Below are 20,069 nucleotides of genomic sequence, written 5' to 3'. Positions count from 1 at the left end.
TTGATATTCCTTAGAATTCTGCGAGATTCTGGAGCTGCAAGATGGGCAGCAGGATCGAAAGCACGATCGTCGCGACGATGCCGCCCATCAGCACGATGATGCCGGGTTCGAGCATCGACATCGCGGTGGCGGTGAAGGTATCGAATTCGCGTTCGAGATAATCGGCGGCGCGTTCGAGCATCCTGTCGAGCTGCCCCGCCGCCTCGCCCGATGCGATCATGTAGACCAGCAGCGGCGGGAACAGGCCCGATCGGCGGAAAGCGGCGGAAAGATTGCCGCCGCCGCGGATCGCCTCGACCGTCTCGGCAGTCGCGGCGCGCAATGCGCGGTTGTGGATCGTCGGCACGGTCAGCGCGAGACCTTCGACCAAAGGCAGGCGGCTCTCGACCATCGTCGACAGAGTCCGCGCCATCCGCGCGGCGTGGAGATCGCGGATCAAGCGGCCAAGCCCCGGCACGCGGAGCAGCCAGCGGTCGAACGCAAGCCGCGCCGCGGGCGCCTGCAACGCCCGCCAGACAAGAAAACCGAGCGCGGCGATGCCGACCAGGATCGCCCACCACCAATTCACCAGCGCATCCGAAATGCCCATGACGATACGCGTCAGAAGCGGCAGGCTCTGTCCGACATCCTCGAACTGCTGCACCACCTTGGGGACGACGAAGGTCATCAGCGCGACGACCACGGCGACGGCGACGAACGACAGCACGATGGGATAGGCCAGCGCGGAAAGCACCTTGCCGCGAATCTCCGCTTGGCGTTCGAGCAGCCCCGCCAGCCGCTCCAGCGCCAGCCCCAGCGTGCCCGACGCTTCGCCCGCCGACACCATCGCGCGGTAGAGCGGCGGAAAGCTCGGTTCCTCGCGCCGCATCGCCTCCGCCAGCCGCCGCCCTTCGGTAACGCCCAGATGCACCCGCCCGATCACGCCCTGCGCGGCCGGCTTTTCGGTCTGGCGCGCAATGGTGCGCAGCGCCTCCTCCAGCGGCGAGACGGCAACGAGCGTGGCCAGCTGGCGGGTGAACAGGGACAATTGCTTGCCCGACAGCCGCTCGCGGCGGAACCGCATCCGGCCGGCGAGCGAGGGCCCGGAGGGCGAAGCAGCGCCCTGCGCCAGCCTGAGCACATAGAGCCGCCGCGCCTCCAGAATCCCCCGCGCCCGGTCGAGACCGTCGGCCGAAACCCGCCCCGTCCGCTCGCGCCCGGCCCGGTCGATGGCCAGATAGTCGAACTCAGCCATCGGGGTCGCTGCGCGACACGCGCACCGCCTCCTCGGGCGTGGTGAAGCCGCCGCGCACCAGCCGCCGCGCCGCCGATCCCAGGTTGGGCGCATGGAGGAAGGCGTGGCGCGCGATGATCGCCTCGTCGCCGCCATCGTTGATCAGCCGGCGGATCGTCTCGTCGACGCGGATCGCCTCGAACACGCCGATCCGGCCCTTGAAGCCGGTGCCGTCGCATGAGGGACAGCCGACCGGCTCATAGACGATCGTCCCCGGATCGAACCCCAGCAGCGACGCGACCGCGGTCGTCGCCTGCACCGGCCGCCGGCAATCGGGGCACAGCCGCCGCACCAGCCGCTGCGCGATCACTGCGCGCAGCGTGGAGGCGAGCAGGAAGGGCTCGATCTTCATGTCGCGCATCCGCGTGATCGCGCCGACCGAATCGTTGGTGTGGACGGTCGACAGCACCAGATGCCCCGTGAGCGAAGCCTGCACCGCGATCTCGGCCGTCTCGCGGTCGCGGATCTCGCCGACCATCACCACGTCGGGGTCCTGCCGCAGGATCGCGCGCAACCCCGCCGCGAAGGTCAGCCCGACCTTCGCGTTGACCTGGGTCTGGCCGACGCCGTCGACGGCATATTCGACCGGGTCCTCGACGGTCAGGATATTGCGGCGGCCATCGTTGAGCTCGCGCAGGCCGGCATAGAGCGTGGTCGTCTTGCCCGATCCGGTCGGCCCGGTGACGAGGATGATGCCGTTGGGCTCCGACAGCGCGTCGAAGAACAGCTTCAACGTTGCCTCGTCCATGCCCAGCACATCGAGGCCGATCGCCGCCGTCTCGCGGTCGAGGATGCGCAGCACCACCCGCTCGCCGCCGCGGCTGGGCAAGGTCGAGACGCGCACGTCGAGCGCCTTGCCCCCCAATGTCAGCCCGATCCGCCCGTCCTGCGGCACGCGCCGCTCGGCGATGTCGAGCCGTGCCATCACCTTGATCCGGCTGACCAGCACCGGCGCGACGTGCGCGGGCATGCGCAGCGTTTCCTTGAGCACGCCGTCCATCCGCATGCGGACGACGAGGCCGCTTTCATAGGGCTCGACATGGATGTCGCTGACGCCCTGCCGCGCGGCATCGGCGATGATGCCGTTGATCAGACGGATCGCGGGGGCATCGTCCGCCGAATCCAGCAGGTCCTCGGCAGTCGGGATGTCGCTGGCGATCAGGTCCAGCCCGTCGCCCAGCCCCAGCGACCCCGCCGCCATCGCGGCCGCCTCGCCGTCCATCGCATAGCGTTCACTTAACAGCGCATCGAACCGAGCGGCATCGACGATCTCGACATCGAACGGCCGCCCCAGCACACGCCGCACCTCAAGCAGCGCGCGCGGATCGCCGCCTTCGCGGAAACCCACCGCGATTCGGCCTTCGCTGGCGTCGATCAGGACGGTTCCGAACTTGCGCGCATAGGCATAGGGGATCGAGACGATGACCGCCGCGAACGGCGCTTCTTCGGCGGCGACCAGTGCCCGTTCTCCCCCCATCGCGATCTTCATCGGACCGGCTCCGCTTGCGGCGCGCTCGACGGCGGCAGCGATACCGGCGCGATCACCGCGTCGGTCGGCAGCGGCGCGGGCGGGATCGGCGGGGCCGCGCCCATGTAATCGCGCACCAGTTCGTCCAGCGTCGGCTCGCGATCGGGCCGGGCGAGCAGCTGCTGGCCCCGCGCATAGCCGTAGCGCTGCTCGGCGATCCGCCGCGCGTCCGCCGCCGACCGCACGATCGTCGGGCGGATGAACACCATCAGGTTGGTCTTGGCGCGCTGCTTGGACGAGGACTGGAACAGCTTGCCGATGAGCGGAATGTCGCCGAGCAGGGGGATCTTCTCGAGCGTCCGCCGCTCATTGTCGTCGAGCAGCCCGCCCAGCGCGACGATCTGCCCGTCATCGACGATGATCGTCGTCTCGATCTCGCGCTTGTTGAGGATCAGCTCCTGGAAGTCGTCGCTCACCGGCCCGGCGATCGAGCTGACTTCCTGGCGCAGGAACAGCTTGATCGCGCCGCCGGCGTTGATCTGCGGCTTCACGTCCAGCTGGATGCCGACATTCTGTCGCTGGATGGTGCGGAAGGCGTTGTCGAAATTGCCGCTCAGCGCCTGACCTGTCGAAACCGGAATCTCCTGCCCGACCAGGATGCTCGCCTGCTTGTTGTCGAGCGTATAGAGCCAGGGGGTGGAGAGGATGTTGGACTGGTTGTCCGATTTCACCGCGTTGATGATCGCGCCGAACAGCCCGTCGCGGCCGACATTGGTGACGAAGCCGCCGATGCCGCCGGTCGCGCCCAGGATCGAGGCGGCGGCGGCCTGCTGCAGCTGGTTCGACAGCTCCGATCCGGTCGAGGTCGTCACGGTGTCGCCGTTGATCACGGTCGTGGTCTGATCGAGCTCGCGCGCGGCATAGGCGCCGGCGATCGTCGCCAGATTGGGTGCGGCGTTCGAATAGTTGGTGATGGCGAAGGGGATGCCGCTGTCGGGCGTGCCGCCCAGCAGGAACTGCACCCCCAGCCGCTTCGCCGCGACGTCCGAGATCTCGACGACGATGGCTTCGACCAGCACCTGCTCGCGCCGCACGTCGAGCTGGCGGACGAGGCTGCCGAGCTGCTTCTGCGCCTGCGCGGAGCCGGCGATGATGATCGCGTTGGCGCCCTCGAAGCGGGTCACCGCCACCGGCCCGCGCCCGACGACGCTCTGCGCGATGCCGGGCGTGGCGGCCTGGGGCGCGGCGACGGTCTGCTGCTGTACCGGCACTGCCGTGGTGGTCGATCCATCCTCACCGGTGGTACGCACAGGCTGCAGGGTCTCGACCGCTTGGGTCGGCGTCTGACCGATGAGCTGCTGCAGAACCGGCAATATCTGCCCGGCATCGGCATGTTCAAGGAACACGACCCGGATTTCCGCACCCGTTTCCGCCCGCGCATCCAATTCGCGTGCCATGTCGGCGAGCTTGGCGACGGTCGAAGGCTCGCCACGAATGGCGATCGCGTTGGAGGCGTCGACCGCGACCACCGACGCGCCGCCCCGTCCACCTTCGCCGCCGCCGACAAGCTGCTGCAGCGAGGTCGCGATCTCCCGGGCGCCGGCGTTGGTGAGCGGCACCAGCGTGGTCGCTGCCGCATCGGTGTCGATCCGCTGCAGAAGCTGCCGAATGCGCCGGATATTGTCGGCATAATCCGCCACCACCAGCGAGTTCGCCCCGCGATTGGCGGTGACCGATCCCTCACGGCTGACCAGCGGCCGCAATGTCTCGACCGCGCTGGTCGCGTCGATCGATCGCAGGCGGAACACCTCGGTGACGAAGCTGTTCTGCGCCGCGCCGCGACTGCCCACACGGCTGGGCGAGCTCGCCGCGACATCGGCCGGCTGAATGCGATACGATCCCGCCGTGGTCGGCACCGCGACGAGCCCGTTGGCGCGCAGCGTCGAGAGGAACACCTCGAAATATTCGGAACGGCTCAAGGGGCGATCGGTGGTGACCGAAACCTTCCCCTGCACACGGCTGTCGACGATGAAGGTGCGCCCCGTCACGCGCGCGGCATCCTGGATGAAGGCGCGGATGTCGGCGTCGCGGACGTTGAGCGTCTGCTGCGCCGGCACCGGCGCGGCGACACTGATCATCAGCGCCAGACACGCGGCGCGAAAACGGGTCAAGGCTGGAACTCCCGGCTGATCGTGATGCGCTGGCCGCCGCGCTCGATGTCCATCTGGACCGGACCCTCGCCGGCATTGGCGGCGACGGCCGTGGCGATGTCCTCGAGCGCGCGAACGCGTTCGCCGTTGACCCGCAGCAGCACGTCGCCCGCCTGCAATCCCGTCGCGGCGAAGGCGGCGGCGTCCCCGCCCGGCTGGATGGTCACGCCGGTGACGAGGCCGTTCTCGCTGCGCGGCGTCGCCGTCACCGCCCCGGCGATGGTCGCGACGCTCGGCGCGCTCGCAATGTCGGCGGCGGGTGCCGGGGCGGCATCGCCGCTTCCGCCCTGCGCCACATAGAGCTGCTCGTCGGCGCCTCCGCGCGCGATCACGACATGGTCCCAGGCGACCGCCTTCAGCGTCACGCCCGGCATGATCTCGTCGCCTACCGCGAAGCTTTGCTGTCCCTCGCCCGGCACCTCGATGATCGCCGATCCACCGCCCGACGCCTCGTTCATGCGGATGCCGAACAGCACCAGCTGCAGCGAGGTCACCACCGCCTCGCCCGCCGCCGGCTGGTTGCGGAAGAAGGGATCGAAGCCGGCGAAGCGCGACAGGTTGGCGGGCTGGACGATCTGTCCACGCGCCCAGTCGCCGATCGGCGTCACCGGCGTCAGCACCGCCCACACCAGCCGCGCCGCCAGCAGTGCGACCAGCGCCATCATCGCCAGCTCGGATGCGCGGTAGATCGTGATCGGCCTGACCAGCCGCACCAGTCTGCGCAATCGCCCATCCAGTTCCAGCCTCATCCGCGAATCCGCCCGTCCGTCCCTCTTGCGGGGACCGGCCTAGGGCGGATGCGCGACGATTCGGCGACGTCCGCGTGACGGCTTTGTTACGCTCTCAGAACTTGACCTCGACCCCAAGCGCCACGCTCGTTCCGACGTCATAGGTGTTGACGTCGATGCGCGAGCTGCCCGCCTCCTGGAACTCCTCATAGTCCTCGCCGGTGATGTTGCGCACCTCGAACTTGAAGCCCAACGTCGTGCCGAACGCCGGCACCTCCTCGCGTGCAACGAAGTCCAGCCGCAGGCCCGGCCGTTCGATGATGTCGGGCTCCTGCGGGTTGCCGAACGGCCCGCGGTTGGTCACCCGCTCGCTTGCATAGGTGAGGAGGAAGGTCTGCTGCGACACCCGGTCGGTGTTCTCCAGCCCGATCTGCAGATTGGCGAGGTGCTCGGACTGGCCGGTGAGCGGCGCGCCGTCGCGGAACAGGTTGGACGCCGCGAACACCTGGCCGGAGGAGAAGATCACCTCGTCGCCCTCGCCCACCTTCAGCTCGGACTTGCTGTAGGTATAGTTGCCGATCAGCACGAGCCGCCGGGGCGCGAAGAAGTCGCCGCCCATGCTGTCGAGCGGCACATATTTCACCACCTCCAGCTCGGCGCCGTATAGATCGGCCTGCGGCGCGTTGGCGAAGCTGGTCTGCAGCGAGCTTGACTGGCGGAAGGCGAACGCCTCGATCGGCCGGTCGATCTTCTTGTAGAAGCCGGCGAGGCTCAGCCGCTCACCGCGCCCGAAATACCATTCGTAACGCGCCTCGGCGTTGAACAGCTCGCTGTCGACCAGGAAAGGATTGCCGAAGAACTGCCGATCGGATTCGGTGTCCTGATAGACCTGAAAGGCGAGTTCGCGGAATTGCGGCCGGGCGATCGTCTTCGACGCATTGAGCCGCAGCTGCATGTCCTCGGCGAAGTTCCAGGTGATTGTCGCCGCGGGCAGCCAGTAATCATTCTCTATCAGCGTCGGCTCGATCCCGCCGACGCCCGCGCCGAGCAGGTCGACCGGGGTGACGAACTGGCGGCCATCCTCATAGCGTACGCCCGCTGTGGCGCTGACGCCGCTGCCGAAATCGGCCTCCAACTGGGCATAGCCGGCATGGACACGCAGACCGGCGTCATAGGCAGCGTTGCCCGCCTGCCCAGAAATCTCATTGAGCAGGATGTTGTAGGTATAGACGTTGAAGTCCGACAGCAGATAGTCGGGCCGCTGCTGCGCCACCGCCAGGCCCAGATCGCCGTCGGTCAGGTAGCGGAAGTCGCGCCGCACCGAGGTGCGCTCAGTGTCGCTGTAGGCATAGCCCGCGCTGAGCGACATCGCGAGCGGCGCGAACTTGTAGGTCAGGTCGACGCCGCCGGCCCAGACATCCTCGTTCAAATCGCTGAACGAGACCGTCGCCGACTGGCCCGGCCCTTCCAGGTTGTTGACGAAGTCGCCCGCGGTTTCGTCGAACACATAGCTGAAGCTCCGCTCATAGGGCGCCTCGCGCTGCGAATTGGCGTAAGTGCCGCGGACGTCGACGCCGAGATCGCCGAACTCGAATTCGCCGACCAGCTGCGTGTCGATCAGCTGGCGTTCGTACCAGGCAGTATTCTGCAGCGCCACTTGGCGGGTGTCGTCCACTGACAAGCCGTCGATGCCCAGCCCTATGCGCGTCTGCTTCAGCGTGTCGTGAATATAGAGGTTGGTCCAGCGGATCGTCTGCTCGCCGAACTCGATGCCGACGCCCAGCAGGCCATTCAACGTGATGCGATTGTCGGTCCGCACCGATCGGAAATCGACGTCGGGATTGAGCTCGTCGCCGCTGAACCCGCCGGTCACTTGCTGGATCGCGTCGCGCGTGCGCCAGCTGTTGCTGAAGCCCGCGGCCGCGATCACGCCGACGCGCGCGTCGTCGCCGATGTCCATCGCGGTGCCGGCGCTGATATCGGTGGAGAAGTTGGCCGGAATGTTGCGATTGGTCTGCGCGACCGTGGTCGGGGAATTGGCCAGGCTGGCGGTGACTGCTTGCAGCTCTTCGGTGGTGAAGTTGCCCGGCGTGATCGACATGCCGCTCTCCAGCGCGCGCTCGAACGCGCCCTGCGGGCTGCGTGTGCCGTCGTCATAGCCCAGCCAGTCGGTGTCGCTGCCGTAGTGGGTGTAGCCCAGCTCGAACGTCGTCTCGCTGTCGCCGCCGACACCGCCGCCGATCGTCAGGAAGCTCTCGGTGGGGATCGCCTTAGTCGTCAGGTTGATCACTCCGCCGCCGAATTCGCCGGGATAGTTCGCCGAATAGCTTTTCTGCACCAGCGCCGAGCCCAGCACACTGGTCGGAAAGATGTCGAGCGGAACGACGCGCTTGAGCGGCTCCGGGCTCGGCAGCGGCGATCCGTTGAGCAGCGCCAGCGAATAGCGGTCGCCCAGGCCGCGGACATAGACGAAGCCGTTGCCGACGACCGAAAGTCCGGTCACCCGCTGCAGCGCGCCGGCGATGTCGCCTTCGCCCGTGCGCGCGATGTCGGCGCTGGAAAGCACCGCGACGATCTCCGGCGTCGATCGCACCACATCGGGAATGTAGCGGCCGCGCACGACGATGTCGGGTTGGTCTGAGCCGCCGCCGGGGATCGAGACCTCCAGCTCGTCCTGCCCGCCGTCTTGCGCCGGCACTTCGGCGGCAGGCTGGCCCGGCAGCTCCTGCACCGCTGTCGTGCCTCCGGGCGTGCTGCTCGAAGGCGGCGGAGTCTGGCCCCAGGCGGGCGACGTCAGCGCGGTTGATAGTAGCAGAAGCGTGCCCAGCGTCAGCGGCGTGTTCATCGCGGAACCCTTGATATCTGTATGAAATGACGGGGCGGCGGCCCCCTTTGGTCCGCCGCCCCCAAGCCCACCCGAACGCGTCAGGCGTAGGAGGGCAGGCCGATGCAGTTGGAGTCGCTGCCGAAGTCAGCGGTCGTGGAATCGCAGGTCCAGCCGCGATACCAGGTGTCGGCGCTGTCCTTGACCGCGCCGATATGCCCGGCGTTGACGAAGAAGCTGCTCACCGGGGCGACGTCGAAATAAGGCACGGAGGTCTCGGTCGCGCCGTTTACGAAGCCGCCGGTCAGCGAAGCGGTGTAGCTGAGATTGTTGTTCGATCCGCTGGTGAACAGCGACTGGACGGCCGCGAGCGTGATGTTGCCGTCATCGTCGATCGGGGTCGAACCGCACTGCACCACCACCGAGTTGAATGCGGGCGGGCCGGCTTCGTCGGTGCCGCTCGTCTGCATCGTGCCCGCGCCGTCGATGTCGAAGCACTCGACGCCCGCGCGCGCGACCACCACCGAGTTGTACAGGCCGTAGTCGGCGCCGCCATGGATCAGGAAGCTGTTCGCGCCCACCGTCGAATTGTGCAGGAAGGTCGCGTTGGAGACGCGGATGTTCTGCCGCGGCGTGGTGTCCTCGCCGCCAGCCGAGTCGACCTCCATCAGGCGGTCGCCCGCGCCGGTGCGCTGCGCAACGATCAGATACTGGATGTTGCCCTTGTAGCCGACATCGGTATCGACGCTGTCGTCCGACGCGCCGGTCACGATCAGGTGGCGGAAATTATGCCGACCGCCGAAGAACTCGACGCCGTCGTCGGAGCTGTTGTGGACCTGGACATAGTCGAAATCGGTTCCCGATCCGACGCCGCCGGTGGTCAGGCCCTGCAGCTCGTTGCCCGCGCCGATGACCACGCCCGAATAGCGGATCTGGACGTAACGCAGGCTGCCGCTGTCGTCGTTTGCGGTCGCGCCGCCATAGAGCGCGTTGGTCGTGCCCTCGATCTGCGCCTGGCAATCGACCGACCCGCCCGGCACCGCGCCGATGCAGTTGCTGATCGGCGCACGGCCCAGCATCACCACGCCGCCCCACAACCCGTCCGAGGTGTCGCTCGCCGTGCCGAGCACGTTGGCGCGCGCGGTAAAGATGATCGGCCGGCTCGCAGTGCCCTCGGCGATCAGCTTCGATCCGCGGTTGACCACCAGGAAGTCGACACCCGACGCCGCGAACAACGTCACGCCCGGATCGATCGTCAGCGTCACCGCCGCGCCCGAACCGCCATCACCGCCCACGTCCGTGCCGACATCGACGCGGCCGGAGATCTGGTACAGCACGCCCTCGACACGCGGGATCGCGAGGTTTGAGGAGATGCGGCCGGTGATCGTGCAGACGCGGCGTGTGCCGTTGACGCTCTCGATCGTCCCGCCGTCGGTGCCCACAGTGCAGCTGGTCGGCACCGGCGTTGGTCCGGGCGTCGGTCCAGGGGTTGGCCCAGGCGTCGGCCCCGGGGTCGGTCCGGGCACGACGATCACGCCTTCGCCGGGCGAGGCGATTTCGTCCGCGCCGCACGACGCCAGCGCCGCGCTCGCCGCAGACAGCGCCAGGATCGTCTTGAACTTGTTAGAGGTCATCACCGTACTCCGCTCAGAAAAGGTGCGAGCGGACGGACGCGTGGCCGAATCGAGCCCCCTTCAGGCCCGCCCCTCTGCGAGCGGCCCTAGGAGCGGTGGTTGACGGTCTGATGCGAGCGGTGGGTCAATCACGGGACTCTGATGTGACGCTTGTGTGACGCCGGTTCACAAGGCCGCCCCGCGCTGTATGGATGGCAGGGGTCGGGATGGCGGAGTTTGGGTGATGGCGGGTCTGTGGTTCGACGAATTCCTGGTGGGCCAGCGCTTCAGCCATGAGATCCGGCGCACGGTGACCGAGATGGACAATATGCTGTTCTCCTCGCTCACCTATAATCCGGCGGCGATCCATATCGACCACGCCTATGCCGCGACCACCGAGTTCGGCCGGCCGCTGGTCAATTCGCTGTTCACGCTCGGGCTGGTGATCGGGCTGTCGGTGCAGGACACCACGCTCGGCACCACCATCGCCAATCTCGGCATGAGCGAGACGAGCTTTCCCAAGCCCGTCTTCCACGGCGACACGATCCGCGCCGAGACCGAGGTGAAGGCGCTCCGCCCCAGCGCCTCGCGCCCGGGCCAGGGCATCGTCACCTTCGAGCATATCGGCCTCAACCAGCGCGACGAGATCGTCGTGAAAACATCGCGCGCCGCCCTGATGATGGCGCGGCCGCAGGCGTAACGATCCGCGAAAATCCGCAGGTTTCACGCGCTTAACCGAAAATACGCATATGTTCGCCTAAACCGCCCGCGTGCCAACGGAGTAGCGCGTGGCGAAAGCGAGAAACCAGGGTCGCACCGGTCTGTCGGGGTGGGTCGAGCGCCACGCCGCGATGACGTGCATCTGCGCCGGCCTCGCCATCCCCGTCCCCGTCATGCTCAGCCCGGGCGACCATCCCGTCGCCACCGCCGCATCGCTGATCGCCGCGGCACTGGCGCTGGCCGGCGCCTGGCTGCGCGACCGCGCCTCGGCCCGTTCGCGCTTCACCGCCGATCCCGAGGCCACGCCCGACCCCCGCAAGGCGAACCGCCACCAGACCACGGGCCTCGCGACGCGCGAGCCGCTGCTCGCGGCGATGCGCGCCGATCTCGCCGCCGGCCCGTCGGGCGGCACGCTCGGGGTGGTCGAGTTCGTCGATTTCGACCGGTTGAACGGCTTCGATTGCGCGCTCGCCGACCGCGCGCTCGGCACGCTGGCCGACCGCGTCCGACGCATGATCGGCCCGCGCCGTCCGGTCGGGCAGATCGACCGCGCGCGCATCGCCATCTGGTTCGGCCGCGAATGCGACGGCGACACCGCGCGCGCCGAGCTCGACGCGATCCGTTACGCGCTCGCCGACGCGATCGAGCATGACGGCAGCACGATCATCCCCGATCTGCGCCTCGGGCTGGCGCACCGCGCCGCCGCCGAGGACACCGCCGAGCTGATCGTCACACGCGCGATCGCGTCGCTCGCCACCGGCGGCGTCGTCATGGCCGAGGCCGAGGCCGACCCGGAAGCGCAGGCCCGCCGCGCCTTCGTGCTCGAACAGGATCTGCGCCAGGCCGTGACGCGCGGCCAGCTCGCGCTGGTCTATCAGCCGCTGATCGACGGCGTGCGCCAGCGCGTCTGCGGCGCCGAGGCGCTGATGCGCTGGCAGCATCCCGAGTTCGGCCCGGTGCAGCCGACCGAGTTCATCCCGATCGTCGAGGCTGCGGGCCTTGCCGAGGAGATCGGCATGTGGGCGATGAACGCCGCCTGCCGCGAGGCGCGCGGCTGGCGCACGCTCGGCAAGGGCGATCTGTTCGTCGCGGTCAACCTTTCCGCCCAGCAGCTCCACCGCGACGACCTGCCCAAGATGATCGAGCGCACGCTCGCGCGCCATCGCCTTCCGCCCGCCGCCCTGGAGATCGAGCTGACCGAAACCGTGGCCGCCGGCGACGTCGCGCACATCCGCAGCCTGTTCGAACGGCTGCGCGCGATGGGGGTGCGTATCGCCATCGACGATTTCGGCACCGGCTATTCCAGCCTCAGCTATCTGCGCACGCTCGCCTTCGACAAGATCAAGATCGACCGCGAATTCGTCAGCGAGGTCGATACCCGGCGCGACAGCCAGGCGATCTGCCAGAGCCTGATCGCGCTCGGACGCGGCCTTGGCATCCGCGTGCTCGCCGAGGGAGTCGAGCGCCGCGAGGAGTATGAATGGCTCCGCCGCCACGGCTGCGGGCTGTTCCAGGGCTTCCTCTTCTCGCGCCCGCTGTCTCCCGCCGATTTCACCGCCTTCGTGCGCGATTCGGCCGCAATCACCCGCGCCACGGCGGTTTCGCCCGCGGCGCTGCAATCGCATGTCATCGAAAGGCTCACCGCATGAATTTCCGCTTCACCGCCGCGCGTCCGGCGATCCTGCTTGCCGCGGTCGGCGTCGCGCTCGCCGGCTGCGCGAGCAAGTCGGGCGGCCCGGCGGCGCCGGCAACGGTCCAGCCCATCGACAATGCAGACCAGATCGGCGACGTGATCGCCCGGCTGGAGCGCGGCGACGCGAAGGCGGCGAAGAAGTCGCTCGAGACGATGCGCAAGCGCGATCCCAACGATGCGCGCGCCGCGATGCTGCTCGAATCGATCACCGCCGATCCGCAGGAGATTCTTGGCGCCCGATCCTTCGCCTACACCGCGAAGGCCGGCGACACATTCCCCGCGCTTGCGCAGCGCTTCCTCGGCAATCGCGACAAATTCTACGCGCTCGCGCGCTATAACGGCTTCGACAATCCGTCAGCGCTCGCCGCGGGCCGCGCGCTGCGCATTCCCGGCGAGGAGCCCCGCGCGGCCCCGCCGCCCGCGCCCAAGCCTCGCCCCACCCCGCCGCCGGCATCGAAGCCCGTCACCCCGCCGCCCGCCGCCAAGCCCAAGCCGGCGGCCCCCGCCGCCAACCCGGCGCTTGCGCGCCAGCTCCGTTCGCAGGGGCTTGCCGCGCTCAATCGCGGCGAGGTCGACCGCGCCGTGGTGCTGCTGCACCGGGCGCTTGCGGCCAATCCGGGAAGTGCCGTGATCAAGGCCGATCTGACCCGCGCCCAGCGCATCAGGAAGACGGTCAAGGCGCGCCGCTGACACGCACACCTTGTCTTAACGCCTCCCCGCTAAGCCTTTGAACCGGCGTGGGGGCGCCACGGGTCACGGGGACGTTATGGAGCGTATCGGACGTTACGAGATCGACGCGCGGATCGGCGAGGGCGCGATGGCCGACGTCTATCGCGCGCATGATCCGGACATCGCGCGCGCGGTCGCGATCAAGGTGCTCAAGCCCGAGTTCCGGCGCGATCCGGACATCGTCCGCCGTTTCCTGCGCGAAGCGCAGGCGGCGGGCATGCTCAGCCACGCCAATATCGCGACGATCTTCGACGTCGGCGAGACCGGCGGGCTCGCCTATATCGCGATGGAATGCGTCGAGGGACGCGGCCTCGACGAGCTGATGAAGGACGGGCGGTTCCCGGCCGAGCGCGCGCTGAAGATCGCGCGCCAGCTCGCCGACGCGCTCGCCTATGCGCACAGGAACGGCATCGTCCACCGCGACATCAAGCCGTCCAACATCCTCCTCGCCGATGCGAACACGCCCAAGCTGCTCGATTTCGGCATCGCCCGTTTCGGCCAGGAGGCCGCGACCGAGCGCGCCGCGCTTGCGACCCAAGTCGGCCAGGTCATCGGCACGCCGCGCTATATGAGCCCCGAACAGGCGATGGGCTTGCCCGTCGACGCGCGCTCGGATCTCTTCTCGCTGGGCGTCGTCCTCTATGAAATGGTGACGGGCAAGACCGCGTTCACCGCGACCGGCCTCGCCACGCTCGCCATCCAGATCGCGCAGGCCGATCCGGCGCCGATCGAACGCAGCGTGCGCGATTGCCCCAAGGGCCTGAAGTTCATCATCGAGAAACTGCTGGCGAAGAAGCCCGAAGCGCGCTTCCAGTCGGGCGACGAGCTGCGCGACGCGCTGCAGCGCGAGCTGGACGCGATCACCGCAGACGAGCCGGTCAAGCGCCGCGGCCTCGCGCTCAAGGTCAAGCTGCCGCTGATCCTGGGCGCCGCCACCGCCGGCGCGCTCGCGCTCAGCACCTCGATGGTGCTCGACCGCCAGTCGGAGACGCTGGAGCGGATGACGCTCACCTCGGGCAGCTCGATCACCGGCTTCGTCACCAGCAACGCGGCGGTCTATGCCGCCAGCAACGCCGGGCTGCCGCCCGAGATGCAGGATTGGGTGCCGCTGCAGGCGTTCGTCGCGACCGCGGTGCGCAACGAGAATGTCGCGCGACTCGTCGTCACCGACGATCGCGGGGTGATCCGCGCGGCCAGCGATCCGCGGCTGCAGGGCAAGCGCTACGTAGCGCCCGGCGGCGAGACCAAGGTCGGCAACGCCACCCGCACCGCGCAGGGCTATCGCTTCGTTCGCCCGATCACCTATGCCGGCGCGGAGTTCGGCAAGGTCGATCTGCTGCTGAAGCGCGACGAGCTGGATGCGGCGATCGCCAACACGCGCATGCTGCTGATCGCGCTCGCGGTCGTGGTGATGGGGATCGTCCTCGCCATCGGCCTCGCCAGCGCGCAGATGATCTCGCGGCCCGTCCGCCGCCTGCGCCGCGCGCTCGACGATGCGGCCAAGGGCGATCTGGCCTTCCGCATCTCGCATCGCCGCCGCGACGAGCTGGGCGGGCTGATGGACGCGTTCAACCGCATGGCGGCGGCGATCGAGCCGCGGCTGGACCGCGAGGAGGACGCCGCCGCGCTGCTCCACACGCGCATCTCGACCGCCGCGCCTGCGCCGACGCCCGCGCCGCGCGCCACCACCTTCGGCAAGAGGGCGGCCTGATGTACGTCTTCCGCCTGTTCGAGAAGGACGACGAGGTCAATCCGGTCGACGCGCGGATGCTGCGCGAGGGCGTCATGCGCATCGGCCGCGATCCCGCGTCGGACTGGGTGATCACCGATCCCGAATGCGAGATCAGCCGCGCGCATTGCGAGCTCCATGCCGGGCCCGACGGGCTGACGCTGCGCGCGCTCGGCGCCAACGGCGTCTATGACGCGGAGACCGAGGCGCGCTTCGCCGACCGCGCCGATGTCGCGCTCGCGGTGCCGCGCGCGATCCGCTTCGGCCGTTACCGCATGGTCGCCGAGCATGCGCCCGATGCGATGCTCGATCCGGCCGCCGCCGGCCGCACGATGGTGCTCACCCCGCCGCTCGGCACGTCGGTCGAGGTGCCGAGCGACTGGGACGATCCGGTGATGATCACCGCACTGGGCGAGGAAGGATCGCTGCTCGAGGCGTTTTGCGAGGGCGCGGGGCTCGACGTCTCGGCCTTCTCGGCGGAAAGCCCGGCGGAGATCATGCGCCGCGCCGGCGCGGTCTATCGCCAGATGGTGCTCGGCGTCGGCGATCTGATGTCCGAGCGCGACCGCGCCCGCGCGCAATATCGCCTCGCGCTCACCACCATCGGCGGGGCGGACAACAACCCGTTCAAATGGGCGCCGACCCAGCGGCTCGCGATCGACCTGCTGATGGCGGGCGAATCGAGCTTCCTGTCCGGCCCCGCGGCGCTCAAGGCGAGCTTCTCCGACGTGAAGCGCCACCTCGTCGCGACCTTCGCCGGCTTCAAGGCGTCGATCGAGACCGCCGTCGCCGCGTTCGATCCCGCCAAGGTCGAAAAGGCGGTCGCCGGCAAGAGCTCGCTGCTCAAGAGCAAGGCCGCGCTCGCCTGGGAAGAGGCCGGCGAACGCCACGCCGATCTCGCCCGCCAGCTGAACGAGGGCGAGGACGGCAGCCTCAACCAGGCGTTCGTCGATGCCTATGGCGAGACCGTCTCCAGACTGTCGCGCGACGCCAAGTGACGCTACACGCCCCCATCATGCAGCCGCGCCCAACGCTCACGGCGCGCTCGGCGGCGCGCACCCATGTCGGCCGGGTCCGCCAGGTCAACGAGGACCGCCTGTTCGACGCGCCCGAATCGGGGCTGTGGGCCGTGGCCGACGGCATGGGCGGCCATGTCGGCGGCGGCGCGGCGGCGACCGAGGCGATCCGCGCGCTGTGCGCGCTCTCCTGCCCTGTGACGATCGACGCGATCGAGGCCGCGCTCGCCTCGGCGCATGAGGCGGTGCACGGCGCGGGCGACGAGCGCGGGACCACCGTCGCCGGGCTGACCTTCTCGGGCGGCGAGGTCACCGCCTTCTGGATCGGCGACAGCCGCGTCTATCGCCTGCGCGATGGGCGGCTCGAACAGCTCACGCGCGATCACAGCCTGGTGCAGGAGCTGGTCGACAGCGGGACGCTCACCCCCGAACAGGCCGCGCGCCATCCGCACGCCAACATCATCACCCGCGCGATCGGCATCGACGCCTGGACCGCGCCGGACAGCACGGTCAGCGAGGCCCGGCCGGGCGACCGCTTCCTGATCTGCTCGGACGGGCTTTCCAGCCTTGTCGCGGGCGATGCGATCGCCCGCTTGCTGGCGCAGGAACCCGCATCCGCGGTCGATTCGCTGATCGCCGCCGCGCTCGATGAGGGCGGTACGGACAATGTGACGGTGGTGGTGGTGGCGATCGCCTAGGTCCATCGCCCCCGCGAAGGCGGGGGCCGCTCAGTTTGTGGCGCATCCGGCTTCGCGTGTGCCGACAGCGGCCCCTGCCTGCGCATGGGCGACGCTATTCCATCCGCCCGTTCGCGAAGAACGCCTGCACCTTCGCCTCCCACGGCGCGACGTCGATCCCGCACGCCGCCAGCCAGCCGTCGTTGAAATAGGTCGAGGCGTAGCGCGCGCCGTCGTCGCACAGGATCGAGACGATCGATCCCGCCTCGCCCGCCGCCGCCATCCCGGTCGCGATCCGCGCGCAGGCGATCAGGTTGGTGCCGGTCGATCCGCCGCAGCGGCGTCCCAGCCTGAGGCTCAGCACGCGGGCGGCGGCGATGCTCGCGGCGTCGTCCACCACCTCCACCCGGTCGATCACGTCGGGGATGAAGGAGGGCTCGACGCGCGGCCGCCCGATCCCCTCGATCCGCGACATCCCACCAGTGGCCACCGTCACCGATCGATCCGCCCAATGCCGGTGGAACACCGAAGCCTCGGGATCGGCCACGCAGATCCGCGTCGCATGCCGGTTATACCGCGCGAACCGCCCGATGGTGGCGGATGTGCCCCCCGTCCCCGCCCCGCAGACGATCCAGCGCGGGATCGGATGCGGCTCGCGCGCCATCTGCTGGAAGATCGATTCGGCGATATTGTTGTTGCCGCGCCAGTCGGTCGCGCGCTCGGCATAGGTGAACTGGTCGAGATAATGCCCGCCCAGATCGGCCGCGAGCCGCTCCGCCTCGGCATAGACCGCCCCGCCATCGTCAACGAAATGGCACCGCCCGCCCTGGAACTCGATCGCTGCGACCTTCTCCTGGGCGGTCGTCCGCGGCACCACCGCGACGAAGGGCAGCCGCAGCATCCGCGCGAAATACGCCTCGCTGACTGCGGTCGATCCGCTCGACGCCTCGACGATCGTCATCCCCTCGCGCACCCAGCCATTGCACAGCGCATAGAGGAACAAAGATCGCGCCAGCCGGTGCTTCAGGCTCCCCGTCGGATGGCTCGCCTCGTCCTTCAGATACAGCGCGATATGCGGCAGCGCGGGCATCTCCACAGGGATCAGATGGGTATCCGCCGAACGCGTGTAATCCGCATCGATCCGCCCGATCGCCCAGCGCACCCAATCGCGGCACGGCGCGTTATTGCTTCCATGGTCCATCAAGCGGCCATAAGCACCGTCTCGCCGGATCGCCAGAGCCGCCCTTGAGATTTGGTATCACCCGCGACTAGAAGGCCGCCAAAGAGAGGAACCCCTTTTGCGCATCATCGATCATTTCATCGCCGGCGGCCACACCGGCGCCGCCGCGCGCCATTCCGACGTGTTCGATCCCAACACCGGCCAGGTCCAGGCGCGCGTCCCGCTCGGCACACAGGCCGATCTCGACGCGGCGATCGCCAGGGCGCAGGCGGCGCAGCCCGGCTGGGCGGCGACCAACCCGCAGCGCCGCGCGCGCGTGATGTTCGAATTCAAGCGGCTGGTCGAAGCGAATATCGACGAGCTTGCCCAGATGCTCTCCTCAGAACACGGCAAGGTGATCGCCGATGCGAAGGGTGATGTGCAGCGCGGGCTCGACGTCATCGAGTTCGCCTGCGGAATCCCGCATGTGCTGAAGGGTGAATACACCCAAGGCGCCGGCCCGGGGATCGACGTCTATTCGATGCGCCAGCCGCTCGGCATCGGCGCGGGGATCACCCCGTTCAACTTCCCCGCGATGATCCCGATGTGGATGTTCGGCGTCGCCATCGCCTGCGGCAACGCCTTCATCCTGAAGCCCAGCGAGCGCGACCCCTCGGTCCCCGTCCGCCTTGCCGAGCTGATGCTCGAGGCCGGCGCGCCAGAAGGCATCCTCCAGGTCGTCCACGGCGACAAGGAGATGGTCGACGCGATCCTCGACCATCCGGCGATCAGCGCGGTGAGCTTCGTCGGCTCGTCCGACATCGCGCACTATGTCTATCGGCGGGGCGTCGACGCCGGGAAGCGCGTCCAGGCAATGGGCGGGGCGAAGAACCACGGCATCGTCATGCCCGACGCCGATCTCGATCAGGTGGTGAACGACCTCTCCGGCGCCGCCTTCGGATCGGCCGGCGAGCGTTGCATGGCCCTCCCCGTCGTCGTCCCCGTCGGCGACAAGACCGCCGACGCGCTGCGTGAAAAACTGATCCCGGCGATCGAGAAGCTACGCGTCGGCGTCTCGACCGATGCCGAGGCGCATTACGGCCCGGTGGTCAACGCCGCGCACAAGCAGCGGGTGGAGAACTGGATCCAGACCGGCGTCGACGAAGGCGCCGAACTGGTCGTCGACGGCCGCGGCTTCGCGCTGCAAGGGCATGAGCAGGGCTTCTTCATCGGCCCCAGCCTGTTCGACCGCGTCACGCCTGACATGGAAAGCTACAAGGAGGAGATCTTCGGCCCCGTCCTCCAGATCGTCCGCGCGGCGGATTTCGAGGAGGCGGTCGCCCTCCCCAGCCAGCACCAATACGGCAACGGCGTCGCCATCTTCACCCGCAACGGCCACGCCGCGCGCGAATTCGCCGCCCGCGTCAATGTCGGCATGGTCGGCATCAACGTGCCGATTCCGGTGCCGGTCGCCTATCATACCTTCGGCGGCTGGAAGCGCTCGGCCTTCGGCGACACCAACCAGCACGGCATGGAGGGCGTGAAGTTCTGGACAAAAGTCAAGACCATCACCCAGCGCTGGCCCGACGGATCGCCGGACGGATCGAACGCGTTCGTCATCCCGACGATGGGTTAGGAATTGGCTCTCGTCCTCGCCCTTACGCTTCAAGCGGTGGCGCCCACATGCGCGGTCCTTGATCCGGGTGATGGTAGCGCCGGCCGCTTCATCTGCACGTCGATCGCGCGCAAGGCGGCCGACTCCCAACTACTGCATGGCCCCGGAATCGCGTGCAGCCGGCACTTCGCCTTTGCCCTGCGCCGTGGGGACCGGCTGCGCGCCGAGCGTCGACGATCGGGAAGTTTCCTGAACGTGATAGAAACATCGACGGGAACGATCCGGTTCGGCGATGAGGATTTCTGGCCGAATGATGGAACGCGCTGGCGCGTGCCCGTGGATTGGTTGCCGGGATTGCATCGCCATGCGTCGGAGTCCCGCGGCGATGCGGGCTTACCCTATCATCTCGTGGACGCCTCGGGGCGATATGTGCTGCCCGGTATCGACGGCGGCGCGTTGACGGGAGATGCGCGAGATGCCGCCGTCCTTAGCCGCATCTCGACGCGAAGATCCGATACCGTATGCGATTGGACGATTGACCTCGGTACGATCGGCTCCATGGATGATGCCGATGCTCCGGCTCCGCACGGCGCGACCATGCAAAGATGAGGTGTG

General features: G+C 68.5%; 15 protein-coding genes. 8 read left to right on the top strand and 7 right to left on the bottom strand.

All coding sequences use genetic code 11. The features are described from left to right. Nucleotides 1–10: 10 nt before the first annotated feature. The 6 genes from gspF to D1610_RS12505 all read right to left on the bottom strand — a co-directional run bounded on the left by gspF (nt 11) and on the right by D1610_RS12505 (nt 10,137). Nucleotides 11–1,234 carry a type II secretion system inner membrane protein GspF gene (gene gspF / locus D1610_RS12530; protein ID WP_118864540.1) on the bottom strand — a complete coding sequence of 408 codons (1,224 nt, stop codon included), beginning with the start codon at nt 1,232–1,234 and terminating at the stop codon, nt 11–13. Continuing rightward, nucleotides 1,227–2,750 carry a GspE/PulE family protein gene (locus D1610_RS12525; protein WP_118864666.1) on the bottom strand — a complete coding sequence of 508 codons (1,524 nt, stop codon included), beginning with the start codon at nt 2,748–2,750 and terminating at the stop codon, nt 1,227–1,229. The genes gspF and D1610_RS12525 overlap by 8 nt, the downstream gene beginning before the upstream one ends. 8 nt (nt 2,751–2,758) lie before the next feature. Next, nucleotides 2,759–4,879, bottom strand: a complete 2,121-nt coding sequence (gene gspD, locus D1610_RS12520) for a type II secretion system secretin GspD (protein WP_118864539.1) — start codon at nt 4,877–4,879, stop codon at nt 2,759–2,761. Nucleotides 4,880–4,908: 29 nt separating this feature from the next. Next, the gene (locus D1610_RS12515; RefSeq protein WP_118864538.1) at nt 4,909–5,700 is read right to left on the bottom strand and encodes a type II secretion system protein N; all 792 of its coding nucleotides are present in this window, start codon (nt 5,698–5,700) and stop codon (nt 4,909–4,911) included. Nucleotides 5,701–5,794: 94 nt separating this feature from the next. Continuing rightward, nucleotides 5,795–8,524 (bottom strand): TonB-dependent receptor domain-containing protein, encoded by a 2,730-nt coding sequence (locus D1610_RS12510; protein WP_118864537.1) that lies wholly within the window; start codon nt 8,522–8,524, stop codon nt 5,795–5,797. Between the two features lie 80 nt (nt 8,525–8,604). After that, on the bottom strand, nt 8,605–10,137 hold the full coding sequence (locus D1610_RS12505; protein WP_118864536.1) for a hypothetical protein: 1,533 nt from the start codon (nt 10,135–10,137) through the stop codon (nt 8,605–8,607). A 223-nt stretch (nt 10,138–10,360) separates the two neighbouring features. Here D1610_RS12505 and D1610_RS12500 point away from each other — a divergent pair, with 223 nt between their 5' ends. The 6 genes from D1610_RS12500 to D1610_RS12475 all read left to right on the top strand — a co-directional run bounded on the left by D1610_RS12500 (nt 10,361) and on the right by D1610_RS12475 (nt 16,701). Then, complete coding sequence (locus D1610_RS12500; protein ID WP_118864535.1) at nt 10,361–10,816, top strand: MaoC family dehydratase; 456 nt, start codon at nt 10,361–10,363, stop codon at nt 10,814–10,816. 88 nt (nt 10,817–10,904) lie between these two features. After that, nucleotides 10,905–12,485 carry a putative bifunctional diguanylate cyclase/phosphodiesterase gene (locus D1610_RS12495; protein ID WP_118864534.1) on the top strand — a complete coding sequence of 527 codons (1,581 nt, stop codon included), beginning with the start codon at nt 10,905–10,907 and terminating at the stop codon, nt 12,483–12,485. Further along, nucleotides 12,482–13,219 carry a LysM peptidoglycan-binding domain-containing protein gene (locus D1610_RS12490; RefSeq protein WP_118864533.1) on the top strand — a complete coding sequence of 246 codons (738 nt, stop codon included), beginning with the start codon at nt 12,482–12,484 and terminating at the stop codon, nt 13,217–13,219. Before D1610_RS12495 ends, D1610_RS12490 begins: the two co-directional genes overlap by 4 nt. 76 nt (nt 13,220–13,295) lie before the next feature. Continuing rightward, entirely contained in the window at nt 13,296–14,969 is a 1,674-nt protein-coding gene (locus D1610_RS12485; RefSeq protein ID WP_118864532.1) for a protein kinase domain-containing protein, read from the top strand. After that, a complete protein-coding gene (tagH, locus tag D1610_RS12480) occupies nt 14,969–15,985 on the top strand; it encodes a type VI secretion system-associated FHA domain protein TagH (protein ID WP_118864531.1) in 1,017 nt (338 codons plus the stop codon). The genes D1610_RS12485 and tagH overlap by 1 nt, the downstream gene beginning before the upstream one ends. A gap of 17 nt (nt 15,986–16,002) precedes the next feature. Beyond that, nucleotides 16,003–16,701 (top strand): PP2C family protein-serine/threonine phosphatase, encoded by a 699-nt coding sequence (locus D1610_RS12475; protein WP_118864530.1) that lies wholly within the window; start codon nt 16,003–16,005, stop codon nt 16,699–16,701. Nucleotides 16,702–16,795: 94 nt separating this feature from the next. On the opposite strand, the gene D1610_RS12470 is transcribed toward D1610_RS12475, so the two are convergent. Beyond that, nucleotides 16,796–17,881 (bottom strand): PLP-dependent cysteine synthase family protein, encoded by a 1,086-nt coding sequence (locus D1610_RS12470; protein ID WP_118864529.1) that lies wholly within the window; start codon nt 17,879–17,881, stop codon nt 16,796–16,798. Nucleotides 17,882–17,978: 97 nt separating this feature from the next. Here D1610_RS12470 and D1610_RS12465 point away from each other — a divergent pair, with 97 nt between their 5' ends. Both D1610_RS12465 and D1610_RS17125 read left to right on the top strand, forming a co-directional pair. After that, a complete protein-coding gene (locus D1610_RS12465; RefSeq protein ID WP_118864528.1) occupies nt 17,979–19,475 on the top strand; it encodes a CoA-acylating methylmalonate-semialdehyde dehydrogenase in 1,497 nt (498 codons plus the stop codon). 3 nt (nt 19,476–19,478) lie between these two features. Continuing rightward, a complete protein-coding gene (locus D1610_RS17125; RefSeq protein ID WP_182466818.1) occupies nt 19,479–20,063 on the top strand; it encodes a hypothetical protein in 585 nt (194 codons plus the stop codon). The last annotated feature ends 6 nt before the right edge of the window (nt 20,064–20,069 follow it).

The organism is Sphingomonas gilva, from assembly GCF_003515075.1.
GTDB classification, from domain to species: domain Bacteria; phylum Pseudomonadota; class Alphaproteobacteria; order Sphingomonadales; family Sphingomonadaceae; genus Sphingomonas; species Sphingomonas gilva.
Note: the sequence above shows the minus strand (reverse complement) of the source record. Positions and strands in the feature narration are given on the sequence as shown.